A 19,529-nucleotide genomic window follows, 5' to 3' on the forward strand; every position below is an offset into this window, starting at 1 on the left:
TGTGAACGATTCACCTGGGGGAACTGATGTCCGTTCAGTCCGAGACCCGCCCCGGCCCCGAGCCGGTCGACGGGTCGGCCGGGAGGGCCCGGGAGGCGCAGGGCGGCCCGCCGCCCGGGATCCTGGCTGTGGTCGTCACCGCGCTCTTCGTCGCCGGGCTGGTGCTCGGCACCCTGCTGGCGGGCGGTGAAACCTTCCCCTCCCCGTTCGGGGACGCGGAGGGGACGGTGGCCTACTTCCGGGAGCACGGCCGGGCGGTCCAGGTGATGGGCGCCCTCCAGGTCGCCGCCGCCGTCCCGCTGGCCGTCTACGCCGCCACCGTCTCCGCCCGCCTCCACCGCCTCGGCGTCCGCGCTCCCGGTGCGACCATCGCCCTGGCCGGCGGCGTCCTCGCCTCGGCCTTCCTCACCCTCTCCGGCCTGATGCTCTGGGTGCTCGCCCGCCCCGAACTCGGCGAGGCGCCCGCCCTGATCAGGGCGCTGCACCAGACGGCCTTCGCTGCCGGCGGCCCGGCCCACGTGGCGCCGCTCGGCCTGCTGGTGGCCGGGTTGGCCGTTCCCGGCCTGCTGGCGGGGCTGCTGCCCCGATGGCTCGCGGTGGCCGGGCTGGCGGTCGCGGGCCTGGCCGAGATCTCGGTGCTGGTGCTGCTCGCCGACGGCCTGGCCCCGGTGCTGCCGCTGGCCCGCTTCACGGCGCTGGCCTGGCTGGTGGCGGTGGGCTTCCTACTGCCCGTGCGGCGGGGCCGGTCGGGAGGGGTTCGGTGACGCCCATGAGCGCCAAGGGAGTTGACGTCACGGTGTCGGCCGAGCGGCTGGTGCGGTACCAGCAGCCCGAGCGGGCGCTGCCGTACCTCGGCCGTCCCGGCGCCTCCGTGTTGGCGGCGCTGTTCGGTCTGGAGCTCGCGGACTACGAGGCTCTGCTGGCCCGGTTCGAGCGGCAGGCCAGGGACACCGCAGAGGAGTTGGCGTCCGACCCGGCCTTCGCGGCAAGGGTTGCGGCGCTGCCGTTCCGGCCCGGGCAGCGGGTGCTGGTGCTCGGCGAGAGCACCACCGCCGACCGGCTGTCCTGGTGCGAGATCCTCCGTCATCTCCTGGCCGGGGGCGTGGAGTTGACCAATATCGCGGTCTCCGGCTGCACCAGCACGGAGGCGCTCGGCCGGGCGCCGTGGCTGGCGGCCCGCGCACCGGACGCGGTGCTCTGCATGCTGGGCGCCAACGACCTGCGGCGCGGCGGGCCCGACGGGGTCCGGCTGGTGAGCGAGGAGGAGACCGGGCGCAACCTGCGCGAACTGCGCAACTCCCTTCCGCGGGTGCCCTGGTGGTGGATCACCCCGAGCGCGGTGGACGAGGAGCGGATCGCCGCCCACCCTGCGTTCCGCGCGGCCGGGATCGCGTGGCGGAGCGAGGACGTGGCTGCCCTGGCCGCGCAGCTGGCCGGGTGCCCCGAGCCGGTGATCGACGTCCGGTCCGTGACCGAGGGCCGGCAGGCGGAGGACGGCCTCCACCTCACCCCGGACGGACAGCGGGCGGTCGCGGTCGCCGTGGTCGAGGCCCTGGCCGGTGCGGGGGCCGTCGGTGCGGAGGCGGAGCGGTGAGGCTGCTGATCGTCGGTGCCACCGGCGGGACGGGTGCCCGGGTGCTGGACCAGGCCCTGACGGCCGGTCACCAGGTCACGGTGCTGGCCCGCGACCCCTCCCGGCTGGCCCCCGACGTCACCGGGGCGGCCCGGGTGGTGGCGGGTGACGTGCTGGCCCCGGCGGGCTGGCGCGGGGCGGCGGCCGGGCAGGACGCGGTGGTCTCCTGTCTGGGCGCCACCGACGGCCGGGGCCCGACCCGGGTGTACTCGCGGGGCACCGCCCACCTGGTCGCGGCCGCGCGGGAGCACGGCGTGGGCCGTCTGCTCTGCCTCTCCTCGGCGGGGCTCGACCCGGAGCCGGACGTCCCGTGGTTCCAACGGCTCGTCATCCGGGCCGTGGTGCGGCCGCGTTACCGCAACGCCTACGCCGACATGGCCGCGATGGAGAGCGCGCTGGCGGCCGACGGCGCCGCGCCGGACTGGACCGTCGTCCGCGCCCCGATGCTCACCGACGGCCCGCTGACCGGCCGCTACCGGACGGCCGTCGGCACCCGCCTGGCCCGCCCGGGCCGGATCTCCCGGGCCGACCTCGCCCACTACCTGCTGGCGTCCCTGACGGACCGGGCGGCCCACCGGGCGGTGGTCGAGATCGGCTACTGACGCTCCGGCAGGTCCGGGGCGGGGAGTCCGGGGAGGTTCAGGAGTGGCCGGTGAGGGTGACGATCGGGGAGTCCCAGTCCGGCCCGTGGTCGACGACGGCGGAGAGCACCACGTCGGTGTGCCTGGTCCAGGAGTCCACCCGCTCCTGGACCTCCTGCTTGCAGGCCTTCTTCACGGTGTCGCCGCCGAGGTAGGTGCCGAGGTGCATGTTGACCACCTTCAGCTCCACGCACCCCTTGGTGGCCTCGACATAGCCGCGCAGCCGGAATCCGCCGCTCTCCTTGGTCACGGTGAGCCGGGCGATCCCGCCGACCGAGCCGTCCCCGGCGTGGGCGTCCAGCGCGACGCTCTGCTGCGGCAGCAGGCCCCGGGGACCGGCCGCCGAGGCGGCGGCGGGCAGCGCGGCGACGAGCACCGCGGTGACGAGAAGGACGGTCCTGCGCACGGGGTTCTCCCTGGCCGATCGGACGACGACGGTCCGTGCCCAACGCCGCCCGCCCCCACCGGTCACGGCAGTTGGGCCACCCGGGGGACTCACCGGCAGCGCCGAGCTGTCCACGCCGGGGGTGTCCCGGGAGGTTGCCGAGGCGACCCATGATCTTACCAGTTGGAGAAGTGGTCAACAGGAAGTGGCGTAGACCAATGAGGCTCTCAGTGCCCTTGCGGCGCACGGCGCAGGGATGCGGACGGCGGGATTTCGTTCTCGAACGTCTGTGCCCGGACGGGCCGAACTGGTAAGTTCCGTGCAGGTCGGCGGCACGAGAGGAGGGGCGCGATGGCGGAGGCGGTGGGTTCGGCGTACAAGCGCACCCGGGTCCGGGATTACCTGCGGGATCTGGTGGAGGCCGGTGCGCCGGGCGATCCGATCCCGTCCGAACGCGTGCTCTGCGAGCGGCTCGGAGTCTCCCGGCCGACCCTGCGGGCGGCGGTGGACGGGTTGGTGAGCACCGGGCTGATCGTCCGCGAGCACGGCCGGGGCATGTTCGTGGCCCGTGCGAAGATCACCCAGGAGCTGGCCGCCCCGGCCGAGCAGGGGTTCACCCTGCCCCGGGCGTCGGGCAGTTGGGCCGGCCGGGTGCTGGAGTTCTCCGAGGTCCAGGCAGGTGCCCGGGTCGGCCGCAAGCTCCAGCTGCCGCCGATGGCCGGGATCGTCTACATCGCCCGGCTCCGGCTGGTGGACGGCGAGCCGATGGCCATCGAGCACCTGCACGTCCCGGCCGCGCTGGTCCCCGGGCTGGCCCCGGCGGACATGGAGAGCGGCGACTTCTACGAACTGCTGCGCGGGCGCCACGGGGTGAGGGTGCACCACGCGGTGCAGTCGATCGAGCCGACCGTGGTGAACGAGAAGGAGGCGGGCCTGCTCGGCGTGCCGGTCTTCTCCCCGGCCCTGCAGTTCGAGCGCCTCACCACCGACCGCGAGGGCCGCCCGGTCGAGTACGTCCACTCCGTCTACCGGGGTGACCGCTACCGGATCCTCTCCCACATCGCCCTGGCCGAGGAGGACGCCGCCGCGGCCACCGCCGGCGCCGGGCACCACCCCGGCATCCCGCCGGGTGACCTGGCCACCGCCCCCGTGGGCCAGACGCTCACCACGGGGGACGTGCAGCCGCTGATGTGAGGCGCCGTCACGGAGCCCTCCCGGTACGGCCGGCCGGGAAGGCTTTGCGGCCGGGCCGTGCCGGGCCGGGGCGCTCAGTAGGTGACGGTGATCCGGCGGGCCGGGCCGTCCACCCGGACGGCGCCGCCGACCGGGATGACCAGTTGCGGGTCGGTGTGTCCGAGGTCGACGTCGAACACCACCATGGTGTCGGGCGCGTACTCGGCCATCGCGCGCAGCACGGCCTCGCGCTGCTCCCGCCGGTAGACGGCCTTGGCGGCGGTGTCCAGCGGCTGCTCGAAGGACCACGCGCGGGCCCGGCCCCAGAGTAGGGCGGGGAAGCGCTGGAGCAGCCCGCGCTCGCCCATGTTCCGCAGGATGTAGTAGATCTCCTGCGCGCGCGGCATGTCCTCGGAGGTCTCCAGGAAGAGCACCTCGCCCTCGTGCTCCTCCAGGGCCCCGATCTCCTTGTCGGCCATCATCAGCCAGGAGAGGATCTCGACGTTGCCGCCCCAGGCGCGGCCCTCGACCACCCGGTCGGCGTTGTGCCAGGACCAGCCGTCGGCGGGCTCCATCAGCGGCTCGCCGTCGAAGGTGGCCGGGTCGTCCCAGCGGCCCACCACGTCGCCGTACTCCGCGGCGGCAGTGAGCTCGTACGGGCCGGAGCCGAGCAGCGCGGCGCGCAGCGAGGCGGCGGTGAGCGGGTGCAGGGCGCCGGGGCGGCCGAGCTCGACCATCACGCAGGCGCCGTGGTAGGCCACCATGCCCGCGTTGCGCAGGAAGAGCAGCAGGTTGGTGTTGTCGCTGTAGCCGAAGAAGGGCTTGGGGTTGGCGCGCAGCAGGTCGCGGTCGAGGTGGCGCAGCACGGTCAGCTGGTCGTCGCCGCCGATGCTGGCGATCACGGCCTTGATCGAGGGGTCGGCGAAGGCGGCGTGGAGGTCGGCGGCGCGCTCCTCGGCGGTGGCGTCGGTCGCGCGGGTGGTCGGGTACTCGACCGGCTCCAGGCCGAACTCCTCGCGCAGACGGCGCAGTCCGAGCTCGTACGGGAGCGGGAGCAGCCCGGGCAGGCCGGCGGCGGGGGAGAGGATGGCGACCCGGTCTCCGGGGAGCGGCTTGGCGGGGTGGCTGATGTCCGTCATCCGATGATCCTAGGAAACCGGGTACCGGGGGAGGCAAGCGCATTTCGGATGACCGCGAACGAGCCCGAGCAGAAGGCCAGTTGACGGACCGTCGAACCGGCCGAGCTGACGCGGACTCTTGACGGCCACTTTTCTCAAGCGTTAAATCTCGTCGCGAAGTAAGTGGCCGCACCTCCCACCCCCCCACCCTTGGGAGCTCCCCCATGTCCGAGCCGCTCACCCGGCGCTCCGTGCTGCTCGCCGCCACCACCGGAGCCGCCGCCCTGGCCCTGCCCGCCCTCACGCCCGTCCCCGCCGGCGCCGCCGAGCCCGGCGCCGAACCCGGTTGGGACGCCGACCGGGCGGCCGCCGCCTACGCGGCCCGCCCCGCCGCCGCGACCAGCTCCGGCAGCGAGGCCCCGCACCTGGCCGCCGGTCAGGCCTTCGACGCCAACCCGACGTCCCGCTTCTCGAGCGAGTTCGCCGACGGCGCCTGGCTGGCCGTCGACCTCGGCGGCATCATCCGGATCACCCGGGTGGTGCTGGTCTGGGAGGCCGCCTTCGGCCTGGAGTACGCCGTCGAGGTCTCCCAGGACGGCACGGTCTGGCAGTCGGTCTACACCGAGAACGCCGGCACCGGCGGCACCGTCACCCTCCACACCCACCCGCAGCCCGCGCTCGGCCGGTACGTCCGGATGCGCGGCATCCGGCGGGCCACCCCGTACGGCTACTCGCTGTTCTCCTTCCAGGTCTTCGGCGGCCCGCCCGCCCCGGCCTCCGCCACCACCGCCAACCTGGCGCTGCGTCACCCCGCCTACGGCGACCGGTACCAGGACGCGGGGCACAGCCCGCTGCACGCCTTCGACGGCGGGGTGCCGGACGGCCTGACCGGCGACACCACCCGCTGGTCCAGCGACTGGAGCGACAGCCGCTGGGTCGGCGTGGACCTCGGCGCCACCGCCCGGCTGACCGGCTTCGACCTGTACTGGGAGGCCGCCTACGCGGTGGACTACCGGATCCAGGTCTCCGACGACAACCGCACCTGGCGCACCGTGCACCAGCCCACGGCGGCCGAAGTCGCTGCCCGGGACGCCGACATCGGAACGCCCGGCAGCTCGGCCGGGATCCACGACCGGATCACCCTGCCCGCCGCCGTCACCGGCCGGTACGTGCGGATGCTCGGCGTGAAGCGCCGCCGGTTCTACAGCCCGGCCCCGTACACGGCCCAGTTCGGCTACTCGCTCTACGAGTTCCAGGTCTGGGGCACCGGCGGCTCGGCTGCGGCCGAGTACCCGGTCCAGCCGGGTGAGCGGGCCGGCACCTACCGCACCGTGCTGTTCGACGACTTCGAGGGCACCGCGCTGGACCGCGGCCGCTGGCGGGTGGTGGTGACCGGCTCGACCATGGGTTCGGTCAACGGCGAGTCGCAGGCCTACGTGGACGATCCGGGCGTCCTGCGGGTGAGCGGCGGTCAACTCCTCATCACCCCGCGGTACGTGCCGAACGGCCACACCGCCCCCGGTGGCGGCAGCTACCGCTTCACCTCGGGCCGGATCGACACCAGCAGCTCGTTCACGTTCACCTACGGCCGGGTCAGCGCCCGGATGAAGCTCCCGGCCGGGGACGGACTCTGGCCCGCCTTCTGGCTGCTGGGTGCCGATGTGGACGACCCGGCGGTCTCCTGGCCCGGCTGCGGGGAGACCGACATCATGGAGAACATCGGCTACCCGTCCTGGATCAGCGGCGCCCTGCACGGCCCCGGCTACTCGGCGGACGGCAACATCGGTGCGCTGTACCGCTTCCCGGCCGGGCAGGACGTCACCGGCTGGCACGTCTACGCGGTCGAGTGGACCCCGACGGCGATGCGCTTCTCGGTGGACGGCGTTCGCTACCTGGAGGTCACCCGGCAGAAGACCCAGGCCACCCGGGGCGCCTGGGTCTTCGACCACCCCCAGTACGTGATCCTCAACTTCGCGCTCGGCGGCGCCTATCCGGCGGGCTGGAACAAGGTGACCACCCCGTTCTGGGGCCTGCCGCAGTCCAGTGTGGACCAGGTGGCGGCGGGCGGTGCGGTGCTCGCGGTGGACTGGGTGCGGGTGGAGCAGCTGGTCTGAACCGACGGTGGTGCCCGGCCCCTGCGGCCGGGCACCACCGTGCGGTCAGGGCTCCCGGCGACCCGTCAGACCGGCGGGGGCGGCCGGGAGTCCGAGCGCCGCCAGGTCCTGTCGGGCGGTGGCGGTGAGCGGGACGCCCCAGGCCAGGTAGAAGGCGGTCAGGTCCTGACCGGCCACCCGGCTGGTGGTCAGTGCGAGCCCGGCCCAGCGGTCGGTGCCCGTCGGCGGGTCGACCCGCACCGCGTGGTGGACGGCCGGCCAGAAGCCCTCGCCGTACTCCAGCGTCAACTGCTGCAGCATCACCAGCTGTTCGAAGGCGCCGAAGTCCGACCCGTAGGAGACGCCGGACCGTCCGAGCTTCGGCAGTGCGGTGTCGTAGGCCTTCTCGGCGACCAGCCGGGAGGGCCGGCCGAGCGCCTTGGCCACCGCGAGGGAGTGCAGGTTGACCGAGACCTCCGTCAACTCGCCCGGTTTGACCGCCCGTTGCTGCCGGTGGTGGCCCTGCTCGTGCCAGACGCCCCAGCCCGCCGAGGCGCCGTCGGCGATCCAGGAGACGGATTCGTCCTGGAAGCCCATGTAGTCGTTGGTGGCGAAGGCGGCCCCGGCCCGCCGCTCCACCTCCACGTAGTGGAAGGGGAACACCCCGGGCGAGTCCGGCCCCGGCGCGGTGCTCGCGTCGGCGGCCCCGGGCGGGGTGAGCCCGGCGGAGGCGTCCTCGATCGCCCGGGCGCACTCCAGGTGCCGCAGCACCGGCTCCGGCGAGGCGGCCGCGTACCGTGCTGCACCCTCCCGGGTGAGCGTCACCACCGTCCGACCGGCCACCAACTCGGCGTAGCGGGTAGGGCGTTCGGCCAGCAGGGTACGCCACTCGGCGGCCGTGGTGCGGCCCAGCACGAAGACCGGGGCGGCCTGGCCGCCGTCCAGGGTGACGGTGACCCGGTCGGTGGCCGCACCGTCGAAGGCGAGGTACACCATGCCGCCGCGGTGGTCGCGGACCGGGGTGGAGCCGCTGGTGGCGACCGGGTAGCGGCGGGCGGAGACCAGCCGGGAGCCGACCGGCGGGCCGACCAGCACCCGCAGGCTCCCGGTGGCCGGGGCCCCGGTGACGGAGACGGTGAGCGTCCCGCCGGGCGGCAGGTGGAGACCGGTCGGCCGGATGTCGGAGGGCAGTTGGTCCAGCCCTTGGCGCTGCCGCTCCTGCTCGGCCGAGGGCAGGCCGGTGAGGGTGACGGCGTAGGGCCGGCCCGGTACCGGCGGGACGAAGGGCGGCAGGCCGTCCGGCCCGGTCGGGCTCGGACAGGCCGGGGCGGTGAGCACGGCCTCGGGGCTCGGGGCGGACTCGGCGCCGTCGGCGGAGACCGCGGTCACGGTGTAGCGGTGCAGGCCGCCCGGCCCCAGGCCGTCGTCCCGGAAGCTGCGCCCGGTGGTCACGCCGATCCGGCCGCCGTCGCGGCGGACGGCGTAGCCGGCCGGGGCGGGGCCGCTCGGGGCCGGCCAGGAGAGGGTGGCCGAGGTCGGTGAGGTGGCCTTGGCGGTGGGGGCGCCCGGAGCGGCCTGCACTCCGGCCGGGCCCGGTAGGTCGGTGGCGGGGACCGCGGCCCAGGACTGGTTGGCACCGCCGTTCGCCCCGTACAGCCCGGCGGTGCCGGAGGAGCGGAAGTGGTCGAGCGCGAGCGTCGGGTCGGCGGCCCAGCGCAGCACGCCGGTGGCCGGGTCGTACTGCCAGCGGGCCCGGTCGGAGCCGTTGCTGACGGGGCGTCCGACCACGCTCCGGTCGGCGGTGACGTCCAGCACGGGGTACGGCGCGGTGGTGGACTGCACCTGGCCGTCAGGGGTGACCGTCCAGCGCTGGTTCGCCGGGGTGGGCGCCCCGTTGAGGGAGGCGCAGGGCTCGACGGTCAGGGTGCGGACCGGGGTCGGCACCGGATCGAGCGTCAGGCAGCGGTTCTCGGTCCGCAGTTCGGTGGCGGTGCCGGTGGGCGGGGTGGTGGCCGTGACGGAGGGGGAGAAGGACCACTGCTGGTTCTCGCCGCCGTGCGGGGCGTAGAGCGAGGCCCGGTCCGCGCCGGTGTTGAAGTCCAGCACGTACCGCGAGCCGTCCTGCCAGCCGAGGCGGCCGGTGGCGGCGTCGTAGGACCACGGCCCGGTCGAGGCACCGCCGGAGCCGGTCGCCGGGACGGCGGCCGTCAGCGCGCCGGAGGCGGGGGAGCTCCCGGCGGGCAGGCCGAGCGCGAGGGCGCCGGGCAGGGCGCTGAGCAGCAGGCCCTGGCCGTCCAGCCGCCACTGCTGCCCGGCCGGGGTGGGCTCCCCGTACTGCGAGGCGCAGGAGCGCAGCCGTACCTCCCGGGAGTCCTCCACGGTCAGGCACTGGCCGTAGGCGCGCAGCTCGGACCAGGCACCGGCGGCCCGGTGCGGCGGTGCGGTCGGCGGAGCGGCGGCGAGCAGCGGCAGGAGGGCCAGGCAGGAGGCGACGGGACGTCTCAGACGGTGGGGGAGGTGCACGGTTCCACCTTTACAAAAAGGGACAAAAGGGGACATGGTTGCGACCAGGATCACCGCACCCGTGGCTGAGGCACCGTCACCACAGCCCCCTGACCTGTGGAATCACCCCGTCGGAGGGGCCGGAAGTCGTCTACTGTGTCCGCCATGGCGACTGATGAGCTCCGCGCGGACGGGCCGGTGACGGCGTGGAACACGAGCTGCGGGCGGTGCGAGCAGGCCGACGGGCTGAGCCCGTTCACGGAACGGCGCACCTCGGTCACCGGGACCAGGGGCGTGCTGCGCTTCCTCGGTGCGGCGGTGCTGACGGTCACGGCCGTCGAGCTGCTGCTGCTCGGGAGCCCGACGGCCGCCACGGTCCTGCTCGCCCTCGCCGCCACGGCCGCGGCGGGCTGCGCGGTGGCGGTGCGCCGGGCCCGGGGGGAGACCGTCACCGTCCTGCACTGCCCGCACTGCCTGACCCGCACCGAGGTCTGAGGCGCCCCCGGGGAGTCCGGGAACGGCGGCGCGGGCCGCTCCCCCCGGAGAGGGGGAACGGCCCGCGCGGTGGAGAGCCGGTCAGCCCGTGAGGTCCGGGCGCTGGGTGACCCGGACCGCGTTGAGCAGGGTCTTGCCGTTGGCGGCGACGAAGCGCACGTCCAGACGGCCGTCGGTGACGGTGGCCGTGAAGGTCTCGGTGAGGGCCGTCCTGGTGCCGGACCTGAGGGCGATGTCCAGGTTGGGGATGACCTCCCTGTCCTCGATCAGCACGTCGAAGACCCGGGAGTTGGGCGACTTGCGGTCCAGCTCGGCGAAGTCCAGCTCGACGGTGTAGACGCCGTTCGGCACCTTGTCGAAGGCGTAGCCGTACATGCCCTCGCGGGCGGTCTGGAAGCGCTTGGGGTCGGCGGTGCCGGCGATGGCCTCCCGGGTGTCCTTGACGCTGGAGCGGCCCTGGTAGCCGTAGGAGCCGGCGGCGTACTCGCGGTCCTTGGTCCAGGTGTCGCCGAGCGAGTCGGTGAGGGTGCCCGAGGCCCCGGCGTCCAGGGCCACCTGGTAGGCCGGGACGACCAGGGTGACGGGCACCGTCAGCTGCGGGGCCCGGCCGCTCGCCGAGCGGACCAGCAGCTGGGCGGTGAGGACCGTGCCGGGCGTGACGCCGGCCGCGTCCAGCGCCAGGGTGACGGTCTGCTGCCCCCCGGTGGGCAGTTGACCGGCGGCCGGGGTGACCTTGAGCCAGGCCGCGTCCACCGCCTCGGTGACGGTGAACGCCGTCGCCGCACCGGAGTTGGCGAGCTGGAGGGTCCGGCTGCGGTTCTGCCCGGCCGGGACGACGGCGGTCAGACCCGGTACGGACGCGGTGACCCGGCCGGTGGCCAGTGCGGTGGCGGGCCGCTGCACGGTGCCCGCGGTGACGGTGAACGGCGTACCGGAGGTCACGTAGTCGGGTGCCGCCACCTCCAGGGAGTAGTCCCCGGCGGCGGGCTGGACCAGGTAGCCGCCGTCGGTGCCGCTGACGGCGGTGCCGGCCGTGGCCCCGGCGGCGGTGAGCAGCTTGACGGTGGCTCCGGCCAGCGGCTTGCCGTCGTTGGCGTCGGTCACCGTGCCGCGCAGCAGACCGGTCCGGACCGGACGGAAGGTGAGCGCCAGACCGTCCGTCACCGATGCGGTGTTGAAGGAGTACTGGAAGCCGTCGGTGCCGGTGGCGTTCTCCAGGCCGACGGTGGCGCCGTTGCCGTTGGTGGGCGCGGCGCCGACGTCCTTGTACCGGTAGGTGAAGCTGCCGTCCTCCCCGATCGCCACCGAGAAGGAGAGCCGGGTGGTCTTGGCCGCGTAGAAGGCGGCGTTGCGCCACTCCACCACGAAGGTGCGGTTCGGCGCGGTGCCGGTGGTCGCGGTGTAGACCCCCGACTGGGCGTCCAGCCAGAGGTCGTCCCAGAACGGGTAGAGCGCCGCGTTGGGCAGCGAGGCCGAGGGAAGCGCGGTGTTGGCGTACACCGTGGAGGAGGCCGGGAAGGAGACGTGGCCGTCGGTGGAGAGGTACGCCGAGGTGTACACCGAGCCGTACAGGGCGACGGGGAACGGGAGTTGGACCTGCTCGGCGGCAGTGTCGCCGGTCAGCGCCAGCTTGGCGGTGCCGGGCGTCCAGCCGCCGGTGGCGGCCGAGCAGGTGTAGCCGAAGGTGTCGCTGCGCACCGGGAGTTCGATGTCCAGCGCGGTGTCGGCGGCCAGCGCCACGTGCCGCCTGGCCTGGTCGGCGCAACGGTACGGGGAGCTCGCGGTGAGGTCGTACTCGCCCAACGGGAGGGCGAGTTGGTAGCGGCCGGCGGCGTCCGTGGTGGCGCTGACCGGGGTGCCGGCGGCGGTGACCACCGAACCGGCCGCCGGGGCGCCGCCGCTGCGGACGGTGCCGGAGACGGTGGCGCTCGGTGCCTGCAGCACGGCGAAGTCCCGGCTCACGGTCTGGTCGGCGACCACCGTCACCTCGGCGGTGGCGGCCAGGTAGCCGTACTTGGAGACGGTCAGGGTGTAGGCACCCTCGGCGAGGTTCGCCAGCGCGTACCCGCCGTCGGCACCCGTGGTGGCGGTGCGGTCGCCGCTCGCGCCGTGCACCAGCACGGTGGCCCCGGCCAGGGCCGAACCACCGGACGTGACGAGGCCGTTGACCGCGCCGACCGGCCCGTGCGGGGCGGCCGAGACGGCCGCGAAGGCGTCCAGCTTCCCCTCGCCGAAGACGTTGTTGCGGGCCGCGGTGCCGCCGCAGGCGGTGGCGTCGGTGTCGACGGCGGTGCGGTTGAGCAGCGCCTCGGTCTCGGCCACGTTGCCGCGCAGGGCGGGGGAGCGGGACCAGATCAGGGCCACCGTGGCGGCGGTGTGCGGCGAGGCCATCGAGGTGCCGCTGAAGGAGGCGTAGCCGCCGCCGGGCACGCTGGAGCGGACGTTCTCACCGGGGGCCGCCAGGTCCGGCTTCAGCTGGCCGTTCTCGCCCGGGCCGCGGGAGGAGAAGCTGGAGATGGCGCCGGCGCTGTTGAAGGAGCCGGAGGAGTAGCCGGTGGTGTAACCGCCCGGGTAGCCGTTGGAGTTGCAGCCCGGCCCGCTGTTGCCGTTGGAGAAGGCGGGGAAGATGCCCGCGTCGATCCAGGCCTGCACGGTCTGCCGGTACCAGGTGTCGTAGAGGGTGCCGCCCCAGGAGTTGTTCACCACGTCGGGTGCCAGGTCCGGGCGGGGGTTCTGCCCGGCCAGGTCGGTCGGGGCGATCACCCACTGGCCGGCCGCCAGCAGCGAGGCGTCCGAGCAGGAGTTGGACTCGCAGCCCTTGGCCGCCACCCACCTGGCGCCGGGCGCGACGCCGACCCGGTCCGCGCCGTTGGAGCCGACCATGGTGCCCATGGTGTGGGTGCCGTGGTCGTTGTTGTCGCAGGGCGCGGCGGTGGAGCAGATCCCCGCCGGGTCGTACCAGTTGTAGTTGTGGTCGTAGCCGCCGCTCGCGGTCCGTCCGCGGTAGGCGCCGTTCACCGCCGGGTGGGTGTAGTCCACCCCCGAGTCGATGTTGGCCACCACGACGCCCTCGCCCCGGTCGCCCAGCTCGTCCCAGACCCGAGGTGCCCCGATCCGGTCCACGTTCCACTCGACCGCGTCGGCGGCCTTGGGTTCGGCCGTGCCGGGCAGCGCCTCGTCCAGCTTCACGGTCACGGCCGCCCGGACCTTGGCCACCTCCGGCTGACCGGCGATCAGCTCCAGCAGCTTGCGGTCGCCGGTGACCCGGATGGTGTTGACGATCCAGTACGAGCGGTACTCGGCCTGGGCGTTGTCCAGCAGGCCGCGCAGGTGCTTCTGGCTGGTGTCGGCGTGCTCGGTCTTGGAGCGGTAGAGCGCCTGGGTCTTGGCGGCCTTGGTGGTGGCGCGCTGCGCCTCCACCGTGCTGGCCTGGGAGTTGAGCTCGACCCAGTACACCGCCTTGTCCTCGTCGGCGAGTTGCTCCAGCACCTTGGGCTCGACCTTGGCCGCGACGGCGTCGGGTGCGCTGCCGGTCGGGGCGGCCTGGGCGGGAGCGGCCAGTGCGGCGGCCGGGATGGCGACGGCGGCTATCAGCGCGGTCAGCGCTGACCTCCATCGCCCGGTCGGATGTGCCACGGATTCTCCTTCACGCGGTGGCGGCGTACAGGGGACGCCGCACGGACGGGTGAGATCGGTGGTGCGGTCGGCATCCCTGCCCGGCGGCTGGTGGCGGGGAAACGGATTTCACATGGCCGTGACATGACATGGCAGACAAGTGACGGACTGTGTCCTGAATCTGACGTTCGGTCAGCGGGCCGTCGGCCACACGGGTGGGCGATCCGGAGTTGCACGGCGCCGGCGACGTGCACAGAGTCGGATCATGACCGCCCCCGCGCATCCCCAGGCCGAGCGTCCGTCGCCCGAGTACCGGGGCCCCGCCGTCGTGCTGGCCGAGGGCCGGGAGATCCCGGTCCGGGCCGAACTCACCGGCAACCTCCCGCAGCTCGGCCTGCCCAGCTGGACCGGCGAACTGCGGATGGCCGGGGCGGAAGGGGTCGGCGAGGCGGTGCGCACCGGCCGCCTGCGCCTCCCCGGCGGCTGGGAGGGCGGCTTCGCGGTGATCCGGCGGATCTTCGGCGTCTCCGCCGTCTGGGTGCGCGGCAACGACCCGGAGGTCTCCCCGGCGGACTGGCCGGGGCTGCCCGGCTGACCCGCCGTCGGGTGAGGGTCCACCCGTCGGGCGGAGGTTCGCCGAGGTGACTCCGTGCGCGACGTCGGCGGGTCGGCGGCCCGGCCGTGTACGCACGGGTATCGTGATGCCGCGTGACGGCAACGGGCTGGAAGGGCGTCGGGCTGCTGCTCTGCGGGCTGGCGATGGTCACCGGATGCTCCGGCGGTGGTTCGGGCGGTGGCTCGGGCGCAACGGCGACCACGACCGCACCGCCCGGGGTGCAGGCGAACTCGGGCCTACCGCAAGGGACTTCGGAGGCCCTGCCCGGTGAGCCGGACTCCGCCCCAGCAGTCGAGGGCTCCGGGAGGAGCTCGCCGCAGGAGCGCACCTCCCCCGGAGGCAAGCAGGGCGGGTTCGACCGGGCCGGCATGGTGTCGTCCCGGATCGACGGGATCTGGCCCAACGCCCGGGTGTCGGTGGAGAACAGGACGGACCAGGCCCTCACCGTGGTCGTCAGCCAGGTGGGCGACTGCCACGGCAGGGCGGCGGTCCCGGTCGACGACGCCGCGGAGCCCCGGACGATCGCGGCCCGGGGCGACATCGCCGTCGCCTTCGCGTTCCAGGGCCCGAGCCCCGGCGGCTTCCCCCTCACCACCTGCGGCACCGTCACCGTGGAGGGCTCACCGGTCCCGGTCAAGGGGGCGGTGACCAGCCCGTCCTTCGAACAGCGGGCCCCCTCGCAGCCCGGGCCGAAGAGCGCCTCGCCCGGCGGGGCGGTCACCTCCTCCGGCAGGCCCACACCTTCTGCGAGCACCTCCTGAACGGACCCGCGGCGGAGGAGGAACGGCCCGGTGCGGGGGACGGCGAACGGGCCGGCGCGGGGGACGGCGAACGGGCCGGTGCCGGGGAGCGGACCCCTGCCGGGGAGGCGGCCGGAGCGGCGGACGACGGCCCGCGGCTGTGGAGCAGCTGGATCAGCCGGCTCGCCGGCTGGATCGCGCCGACCACCTTCGTCACCGCCCTGCTGCTCTACTTCGGGTACGCCTACACGGATGCGCTCTACGCCCACTTCGGGGTGGACGCCGCGACCCTGGGCTTCTCCGTCCAGGACTTCCTGCTGCGCAGCTCCGCCGCGCTCTACCTCCCGGCCGGGGTGCTGCTCTGCGCCGCCCTCGCGGGCGTGCTCGTCCACTACCTGGTCGCCGCTGCCGCCGATGCCGACCCCGGTGCGGGCGCCTCGGTCTGGGCCCGGCGCGTCCGCCGCGGGTGTCGCGGCCTGACGGTGGTGGCCGTCCTCTGCCTGCTGCTCGGGCTGTCCGCCGGGTTCGGGGTGATCGACGCGGGCGCGCTGGGCACCCCGCTGCTGATCGGGGGCGGCCTGGTACTGGTCCTCTACGCCCGGGTGCTGTCGGTGCGCAGCACCGGTGCGCCCTACCCGGTCGCCCGGGAGAAGGCGGCCCTGGCCGTCCTCGCGGCGCTGATCGCCCTCTGCTCCTTCTGGGCCGTGGGTGCCTTCGCCCAGGAGAAGGGACGCCGGGAGGCGCAGCGGATGGCGGGCAACCTCGCGCTGCGCCCGGCGGTGGTCCTCGACACCACCGAGCGGCTCTACCTCCAGTGGCCGGGCGTGGAGGAGCGCCAACTGCCCGGCGCCGGTGCCGAGCAGCGCTTCAAGTACCGCTACCGGGGCCTGCGGTTGCTGACCGACTCCGACCACCGGCTGTTCCTCGTCTCGCAGGACTGGACCTGGCGCGACGGCAACGTGCTGGTCGTCCCGGTCGACGACAGGGTCCGCGTGGCGTTCCACCCGGGCTGACACCCCCGGATGGCAGGATCGGGCCCATGAGGATCCATCTGACCAGCGTCTTCGTGGACGACCAGGCCGCCGCCCAGACCTTCTACACGGAGGTCCTCGGCTTCCGCACCAAGGCCGACGTCCCCCTCGGCGAGGACCGCTGGCTCACCGTCGTCTCCGCCGAGGACCCCGACGGCCCCGAACTCCTCCTCGAACCCTCCGGCCACCGCGCCGTCAAGCCCTACAAGCAGGCCCTGGTCGAGGACGGCATCCCCGCCGCCTCCTTCCTGGTGGCCGACCTGGCGGCCGAGCACCGGCGCCTGCTCGACCTCGGAGTCCGCTTCACCCAGCCCCCGACCCCGATGGGCCCGGTCTCCACCGCCGTCCTCGACGACACCTGCGGCAACCTGATCCAGCTGATCCAGCACCACTGACCGGCCCGGCGGGCGGTAGCGTGGCCGCGTTGACCGTCCGTCAGGGGTGGTTCAGGTGTGGTTCAGGGGCGGAGAGGTGCGTGCGTGATGGGTGAAGCCGACGAGCGGGTCGGACCGCCGCTGCTGGGCGACGAGCGCGGGACGCTGCGGGGATTCCTGGAGTACCAGCGTGCGACCCTGGCCATGAAGTGCGCGGGGCTCACGGACGAGGAGCTCCGGAGCAAGTCCTCGCCGCCCTCGACCCTGTCGCTGCTCGCCCTGGTGCGGCACATGGCTGAGGTCGAACGGGCTTGGTTCCGGCGGGTTTTCGAGGACAACGAGGTGCCACTGGTCTGGTCGGAGGAGATCGACTTCCAGGCCGCCTACGACGCCTCCCGCTCCACCCGGGCCGAGGCCTTCGCGGCCTGGGAGGCCGAGGTGGAGACCTCCCGCCGCATCGAACGGGAGGCCGCCTCGCTCGACCTGGTGGGGCGTCAGCCCCGGTGGGAGGAGGACGTGTCGCTGCGGATGGTGATGGTGCACGTCCTGGTGGAGTACGCGCGGCACAACGGGCACGCCGACTTCCTCCGCGAGTCCGTCGACGGCAGGGTCGGGGCCTGACCGCGGGTCAGCCCCGGGGCCGCCACTCCTCGCGGAGCATGCCGAACAGCACCTCGTCGTGGCGGACCCCGCCGACCATCACGGCGGAGCGGCGGCGGCCCTCCTCCTGGAAGCCCAGCTTGGAGAAGGCCCGCACCGCCCGCTCGTTCCCGCTCCAGGTGTCCAACTGGACGCGGACCAGCGGGAACTGGCCGAACAGGTGGTCCACCAGGAGGCCGAGCGCGTCGGAGCCGTGGCCCGTTCCCCAGAAGTCGCGCTCGCCGATGGTGATGCCGACGGTCACGGAGCCGGCCCAGGGGTCGAGGTCGCGGTAGTCGACCATGCCGATCACCTGGCGGTCCGTCAGCGTCTCGACGGTGAGGACCGCGGACTCGTTCGGGATCAGCCGCAGCATCCTCTCGAAGCCGAGCCCGACCGCCTCCCGGGTGGCCGGCCCGAAGGTCGGGTCCCCGGCGCAGGCCCAGTGCACCACCTCCGGGTCGTTGCGCCAGCGCAGGTGGTGCTCCGCGTCCTCCTCGCGCAGGGCGCGGAGGGCGACGAGACGGCCTTCGATCATGCGGGTGTCCCCTTCGGGGTGGGTGAGGGTCGACCGCACACCGTACCCGCCGGTGATCACGCGAGCGAAGGGTTTTCCTCCCCGGAGCGCCGCGCCAGCAGGAACGCCTGCGGGGCCGTCTCCCCGCGCTCCACGTCCTGCGCGCGTCGTACCTCCGCCCGCACGGTGAACCTGGCCGCCCGCAGCAGCCCGGTGAACTGCTCCGGCCGCCGGCGGCGGAAGTCCAGCGCGACCGGATGCCCGAACGGCTCGGCCACGTGCAGCGGCTCGTCGCCGGTCTGGAAGCCGAGCAGCAGCAGGCCGCCGGGGGCCAGGAGACGCCTGAACTCGGCCAGTGCGTCCGGCAGCCGCTCGTCCGGCAGGTGGATCAGGGAGTACCACGCCAGCACTCCGGCGAGACTCCCGTCCGCCCGGTCGACGGCCGTCAGGGTGCCTTCCTCGAATCGCACCCCCGGCTGCGTCCGCCGCGCCAGTGCGACCATCCGCGGCGACAGGTCGACCCCGAAGACGTCCACCCCGAGGCCCGCCAGATACCCCGTCACCTCCCCGGGCCCACACCCCAGATCGGCCACCTCCCCGCCGCCGACGCCCTCGGCGAACGCCCCGAGCAGGGCCCGGTCCAACGGCTGCCCGCCGAGCACATCCCGGAAGTGCTCGGCGTAGTCCTCGGCGATCGCGTCGTAGAAGGTGCGGGTGGGTGCGAGGAAGTCGTCGTCGGTCATACGGCGAACCTAGCGGTCGGCGGGGCGCGGCGGGTCGTCGCACGGTCCCGTCGGGCAGGCGCTCAGGGGCCGACGGAGAGGAGCAGCTGCGGGAGCACCCGGCCGGGGATCGACTCGGACGGGACGGTGCCGGTGCGGACGGCGCCCATCGCGCGGTAGAAGGGCTCGGCGTTCGGGTCCGCGTCGATGGTGAGGCCGGTGAAGCCCAACTCCCGGGCAGTGGTCACCAGATGGTCGAGGAGCAGTCGGCCGATGCCCTGGCCGATCGCCTCCGGGGCGACGAACAGCATGCCCAGGTCGCCGGTGAGCGGTTCCCCTTCGAGCGTCGCGAAGCCCAGCACCCGGTCGCGGTCGTCGACGGCCACGGTCGCCCGTCGGGGGGCGATCTCGGCCGGAGCGAGGGTGAGTTCGTCCCGGCAGGCCGCCATGAATGCGGCGTCGTAGCCCCAGTACGCCTTCGAGCGAAGGGCCAACCCGCTGAGGAGCCCCGCTTCGTCGGCCCGCGCCGCTCTGATCCGCATCGCCGTCACACAGCGACCAACGGCGGTGGCACCGGTGGCGTTCCCGACGGGGCGGAGTCGACGGTGGCGGGAAGTTCGCCCGGCAGGTATCCGAAGCCGGCGCGGCCCGGCACGGCGCGGGCGAGGTCCTCGACCAGTGGGGCCGGCGGCGCGGCGAAGATCATCGCGTAGTCCCGCTCACCCAGCTCCGGCCGGACCGGCCACGCCAGACGCTCCCGCTCGAGGTCGTACTGCGCGTCCACCCCCTCCCGATTGCCCCGCGCGTCCAGCCGGGACCAACGGCCGTTGAGGTGCACGGCGTTGAGCGCGTGCAGCACGAACCCGCCCTCGTCGTCCTCCAGTCGCTGGTAGCACAGGCCCGTCGGCACGCCCTGGGCCCGCAGCAGCGCGGCCAGCAGGTGGGCCTTCCCGTGGCAGACCGCGTTCCCCGCCGCCAGCACCTCCGACGCCCGGAACGCCCCGCTCCACACCCCCGCGTCGGCGGAGTGCGACACCTCGTCACGGACGAAGCGGAACGCCGCCTCGGGCCCGTCCAACCCGGCGGCCAGCGCGGCCAGCTCCGGGCGCTGATGGTCGATCACGTCGTCCGCCACCAGGTAGGCGGCCAGGTCCTCGGTCTCCGCTTGCAGCATCATGCCGCCCACTCTGTCGTCGTCGGCGTCCGTCGCACGCAGGATTCCAGTCTGCGGACAG

General features: G+C 74.1%; 19 protein-coding genes. 11 read left to right on the forward strand and 8 right to left on the reverse strand.

What is annotated here, in order from left to right; translation table 11 throughout:
- Positions 1–26 precede the first annotated feature (26 nt).
- The 3 genes from ACWCYY_RS06210 to ACWCYY_RS06220 are packed head-to-tail and all read left to right on the forward strand — an operon-like array spanning position 27 to position 2,235.
- Entirely contained in the window at positions 27–764 is a 738-nt protein-coding gene (locus ACWCYY_RS06210) for a hypothetical protein (protein ID WP_345281453.1), read from the forward strand.
- 5 nt (positions 765–769) lie between these two features.
- On the forward strand, positions 770–1,594 hold the full coding sequence (locus tag ACWCYY_RS06215) for an SGNH/GDSL hydrolase family protein (protein WP_345281452.1): 825 nt from the start codon (positions 770–772) through the stop codon (positions 1,592–1,594).
- The gene (locus tag ACWCYY_RS06220) at positions 1,591–2,235 is read left to right on the forward strand and encodes an NAD(P)-dependent oxidoreductase (RefSeq protein ID WP_345281451.1); all 645 of its coding nucleotides are present in this window, start codon (positions 1,591–1,593) and stop codon (positions 2,233–2,235) included. Before ACWCYY_RS06215 ends, ACWCYY_RS06220 begins: the two co-directional genes overlap by 4 nt.
- Positions 2,236–2,272: 37 nt before the next feature.
- Here ACWCYY_RS06220 and ACWCYY_RS06225 read toward each other — a convergent pair whose 3' ends face one another.
- On the reverse strand, positions 2,273–2,680 hold the full coding sequence (locus tag ACWCYY_RS06225) for a hypothetical protein (RefSeq protein WP_345281449.1): 408 nt from the start codon (positions 2,678–2,680) through the stop codon (positions 2,273–2,275).
- A gap of 330 nt (positions 2,681–3,010) precedes the next feature.
- On the opposite strand from ACWCYY_RS06225, the gene ACWCYY_RS06230 reads away from it, so the two are divergent.
- Positions 3,011–3,853: a GntR family transcriptional regulator gene (locus ACWCYY_RS06230; protein ID WP_345281447.1), complete on the forward strand. Its 843-nt coding sequence runs from the start codon at positions 3,011–3,013 to the stop codon at positions 3,851–3,853.
- A gap of 74 nt (positions 3,854–3,927) precedes the next feature.
- On the opposite strand, the gene ACWCYY_RS06235 is transcribed toward ACWCYY_RS06230, so the two are convergent.
- A complete protein-coding gene (locus ACWCYY_RS06235; protein WP_449795276.1) occupies positions 3,928–4,971 on the reverse strand; it encodes a S66 family peptidase in 1,044 nt (347 codons plus the stop codon).
- Positions 4,972–5,174: 203 nt separating this feature from the next.
- Between ACWCYY_RS06235 and ACWCYY_RS06240 the strand changes: the two genes are divergently transcribed.
- Positions 5,175–7,064, forward strand: a complete 1,890-nt coding sequence (locus tag ACWCYY_RS06240) for a discoidin domain-containing protein (RefSeq protein ID WP_449795277.1) — start codon at positions 5,175–5,177, stop codon at positions 7,062–7,064.
- Between the two features lie 45 nt (positions 7,065–7,109).
- Here the strand turns inward: ACWCYY_RS06240 and ACWCYY_RS06245 are convergent, their stop codons facing one another.
- A complete protein-coding gene (locus tag ACWCYY_RS06245) occupies positions 7,110–9,602 on the reverse strand; it encodes a M60 family metallopeptidase (RefSeq protein WP_449795278.1) in 2,493 nt (830 codons plus the stop codon).
- Between the two features lie 108 nt (positions 9,603–9,710).
- Between ACWCYY_RS06245 and ACWCYY_RS06250 the strand changes: the two genes are divergently transcribed.
- Complete coding sequence (locus tag ACWCYY_RS06250; RefSeq protein WP_345281439.1) at positions 9,711–10,040, forward strand: hypothetical protein; 330 nt, start codon at positions 9,711–9,713, stop codon at positions 10,038–10,040.
- An 81-nt stretch (positions 10,041–10,121) separates the two neighbouring features.
- Here ACWCYY_RS06250 and ACWCYY_RS06255 read toward each other — a convergent pair whose 3' ends face one another.
- The gene (locus tag ACWCYY_RS06255) at positions 10,122–13,676 is read right to left on the reverse strand and encodes a S8 family serine peptidase (protein WP_449795279.1); all 3,555 of its coding nucleotides are present in this window, start codon (positions 13,674–13,676) and stop codon (positions 10,122–10,124) included.
- A 244-nt stretch (positions 13,677–13,920) separates the two neighbouring features.
- On the opposite strand from ACWCYY_RS06255, the gene ACWCYY_RS06260 reads away from it, so the two are divergent.
- From ACWCYY_RS06260 to ACWCYY_RS06280, 5 genes are all read left to right on the forward strand, one after another.
- Entirely contained in the window at positions 13,921–14,250 is a 330-nt protein-coding gene (locus ACWCYY_RS06260; protein WP_345281435.1) for a hypothetical protein, read from the forward strand.
- 113 nt (positions 14,251–14,363) lie between these two features.
- A complete protein-coding gene (locus tag ACWCYY_RS06265; protein WP_449795280.1) occupies positions 14,364–15,032 on the forward strand; it encodes a hypothetical protein in 669 nt (222 codons plus the stop codon).
- Between the two features lie 254 nt (positions 15,033–15,286).
- A complete protein-coding gene (locus ACWCYY_RS06270) occupies positions 15,287–16,024 on the forward strand; it encodes a hypothetical protein (protein ID WP_449795281.1) in 738 nt (245 codons plus the stop codon).
- A gap of 26 nt (positions 16,025–16,050) precedes the next feature.
- Positions 16,051–16,437, forward strand: coding sequence for a VOC family protein (locus ACWCYY_RS06275; protein ID WP_345281429.1), 387 nt, complete (start codon positions 16,051–16,053; stop codon positions 16,435–16,437).
- 87 nt (positions 16,438–16,524) lie between these two features.
- Positions 16,525–17,037: a DinB family protein gene (locus ACWCYY_RS06280; protein WP_345281427.1), complete on the forward strand. Its 513-nt coding sequence runs from the start codon at positions 16,525–16,527 to the stop codon at positions 17,035–17,037.
- A gap of 7 nt (positions 17,038–17,044) precedes the next feature.
- Here the strand turns inward: ACWCYY_RS06280 and ACWCYY_RS06285 are convergent, their stop codons facing one another.
- From ACWCYY_RS06285 to ACWCYY_RS06300, 4 genes are all read right to left on the reverse strand, one after another.
- The gene (locus ACWCYY_RS06285) at positions 17,045–17,593 is read right to left on the reverse strand and encodes a GNAT family N-acetyltransferase (RefSeq protein WP_345281426.1); all 549 of its coding nucleotides are present in this window, start codon (positions 17,591–17,593) and stop codon (positions 17,045–17,047) included.
- A gap of 56 nt (positions 17,594–17,649) precedes the next feature.
- Positions 17,650–18,315 (reverse strand): class I SAM-dependent DNA methyltransferase, encoded by a 666-nt coding sequence (locus tag ACWCYY_RS06290; protein ID WP_449795282.1) that lies wholly within the window; start codon positions 18,313–18,315, stop codon positions 17,650–17,652.
- 62 nt (positions 18,316–18,377) lie between these two features.
- Entirely contained in the window at positions 18,378–18,836 is a 459-nt protein-coding gene (locus ACWCYY_RS06295) for a GNAT family N-acetyltransferase (RefSeq protein ID WP_345281422.1), read from the reverse strand.
- Positions 18,837–18,841: 5 nt separating this feature from the next.
- Positions 18,842–19,471, reverse strand: coding sequence for a transglutaminase domain-containing protein (locus tag ACWCYY_RS06300; protein WP_345281420.1), 630 nt, complete (start codon positions 19,469–19,471; stop codon positions 18,842–18,844).
- Between the last annotated feature and the right edge of the window lie 58 nt (positions 19,472–19,529).

The sequence above is a fragment of the Kitasatospora sp. NPDC001664 genome (assembly GCF_053596675.1).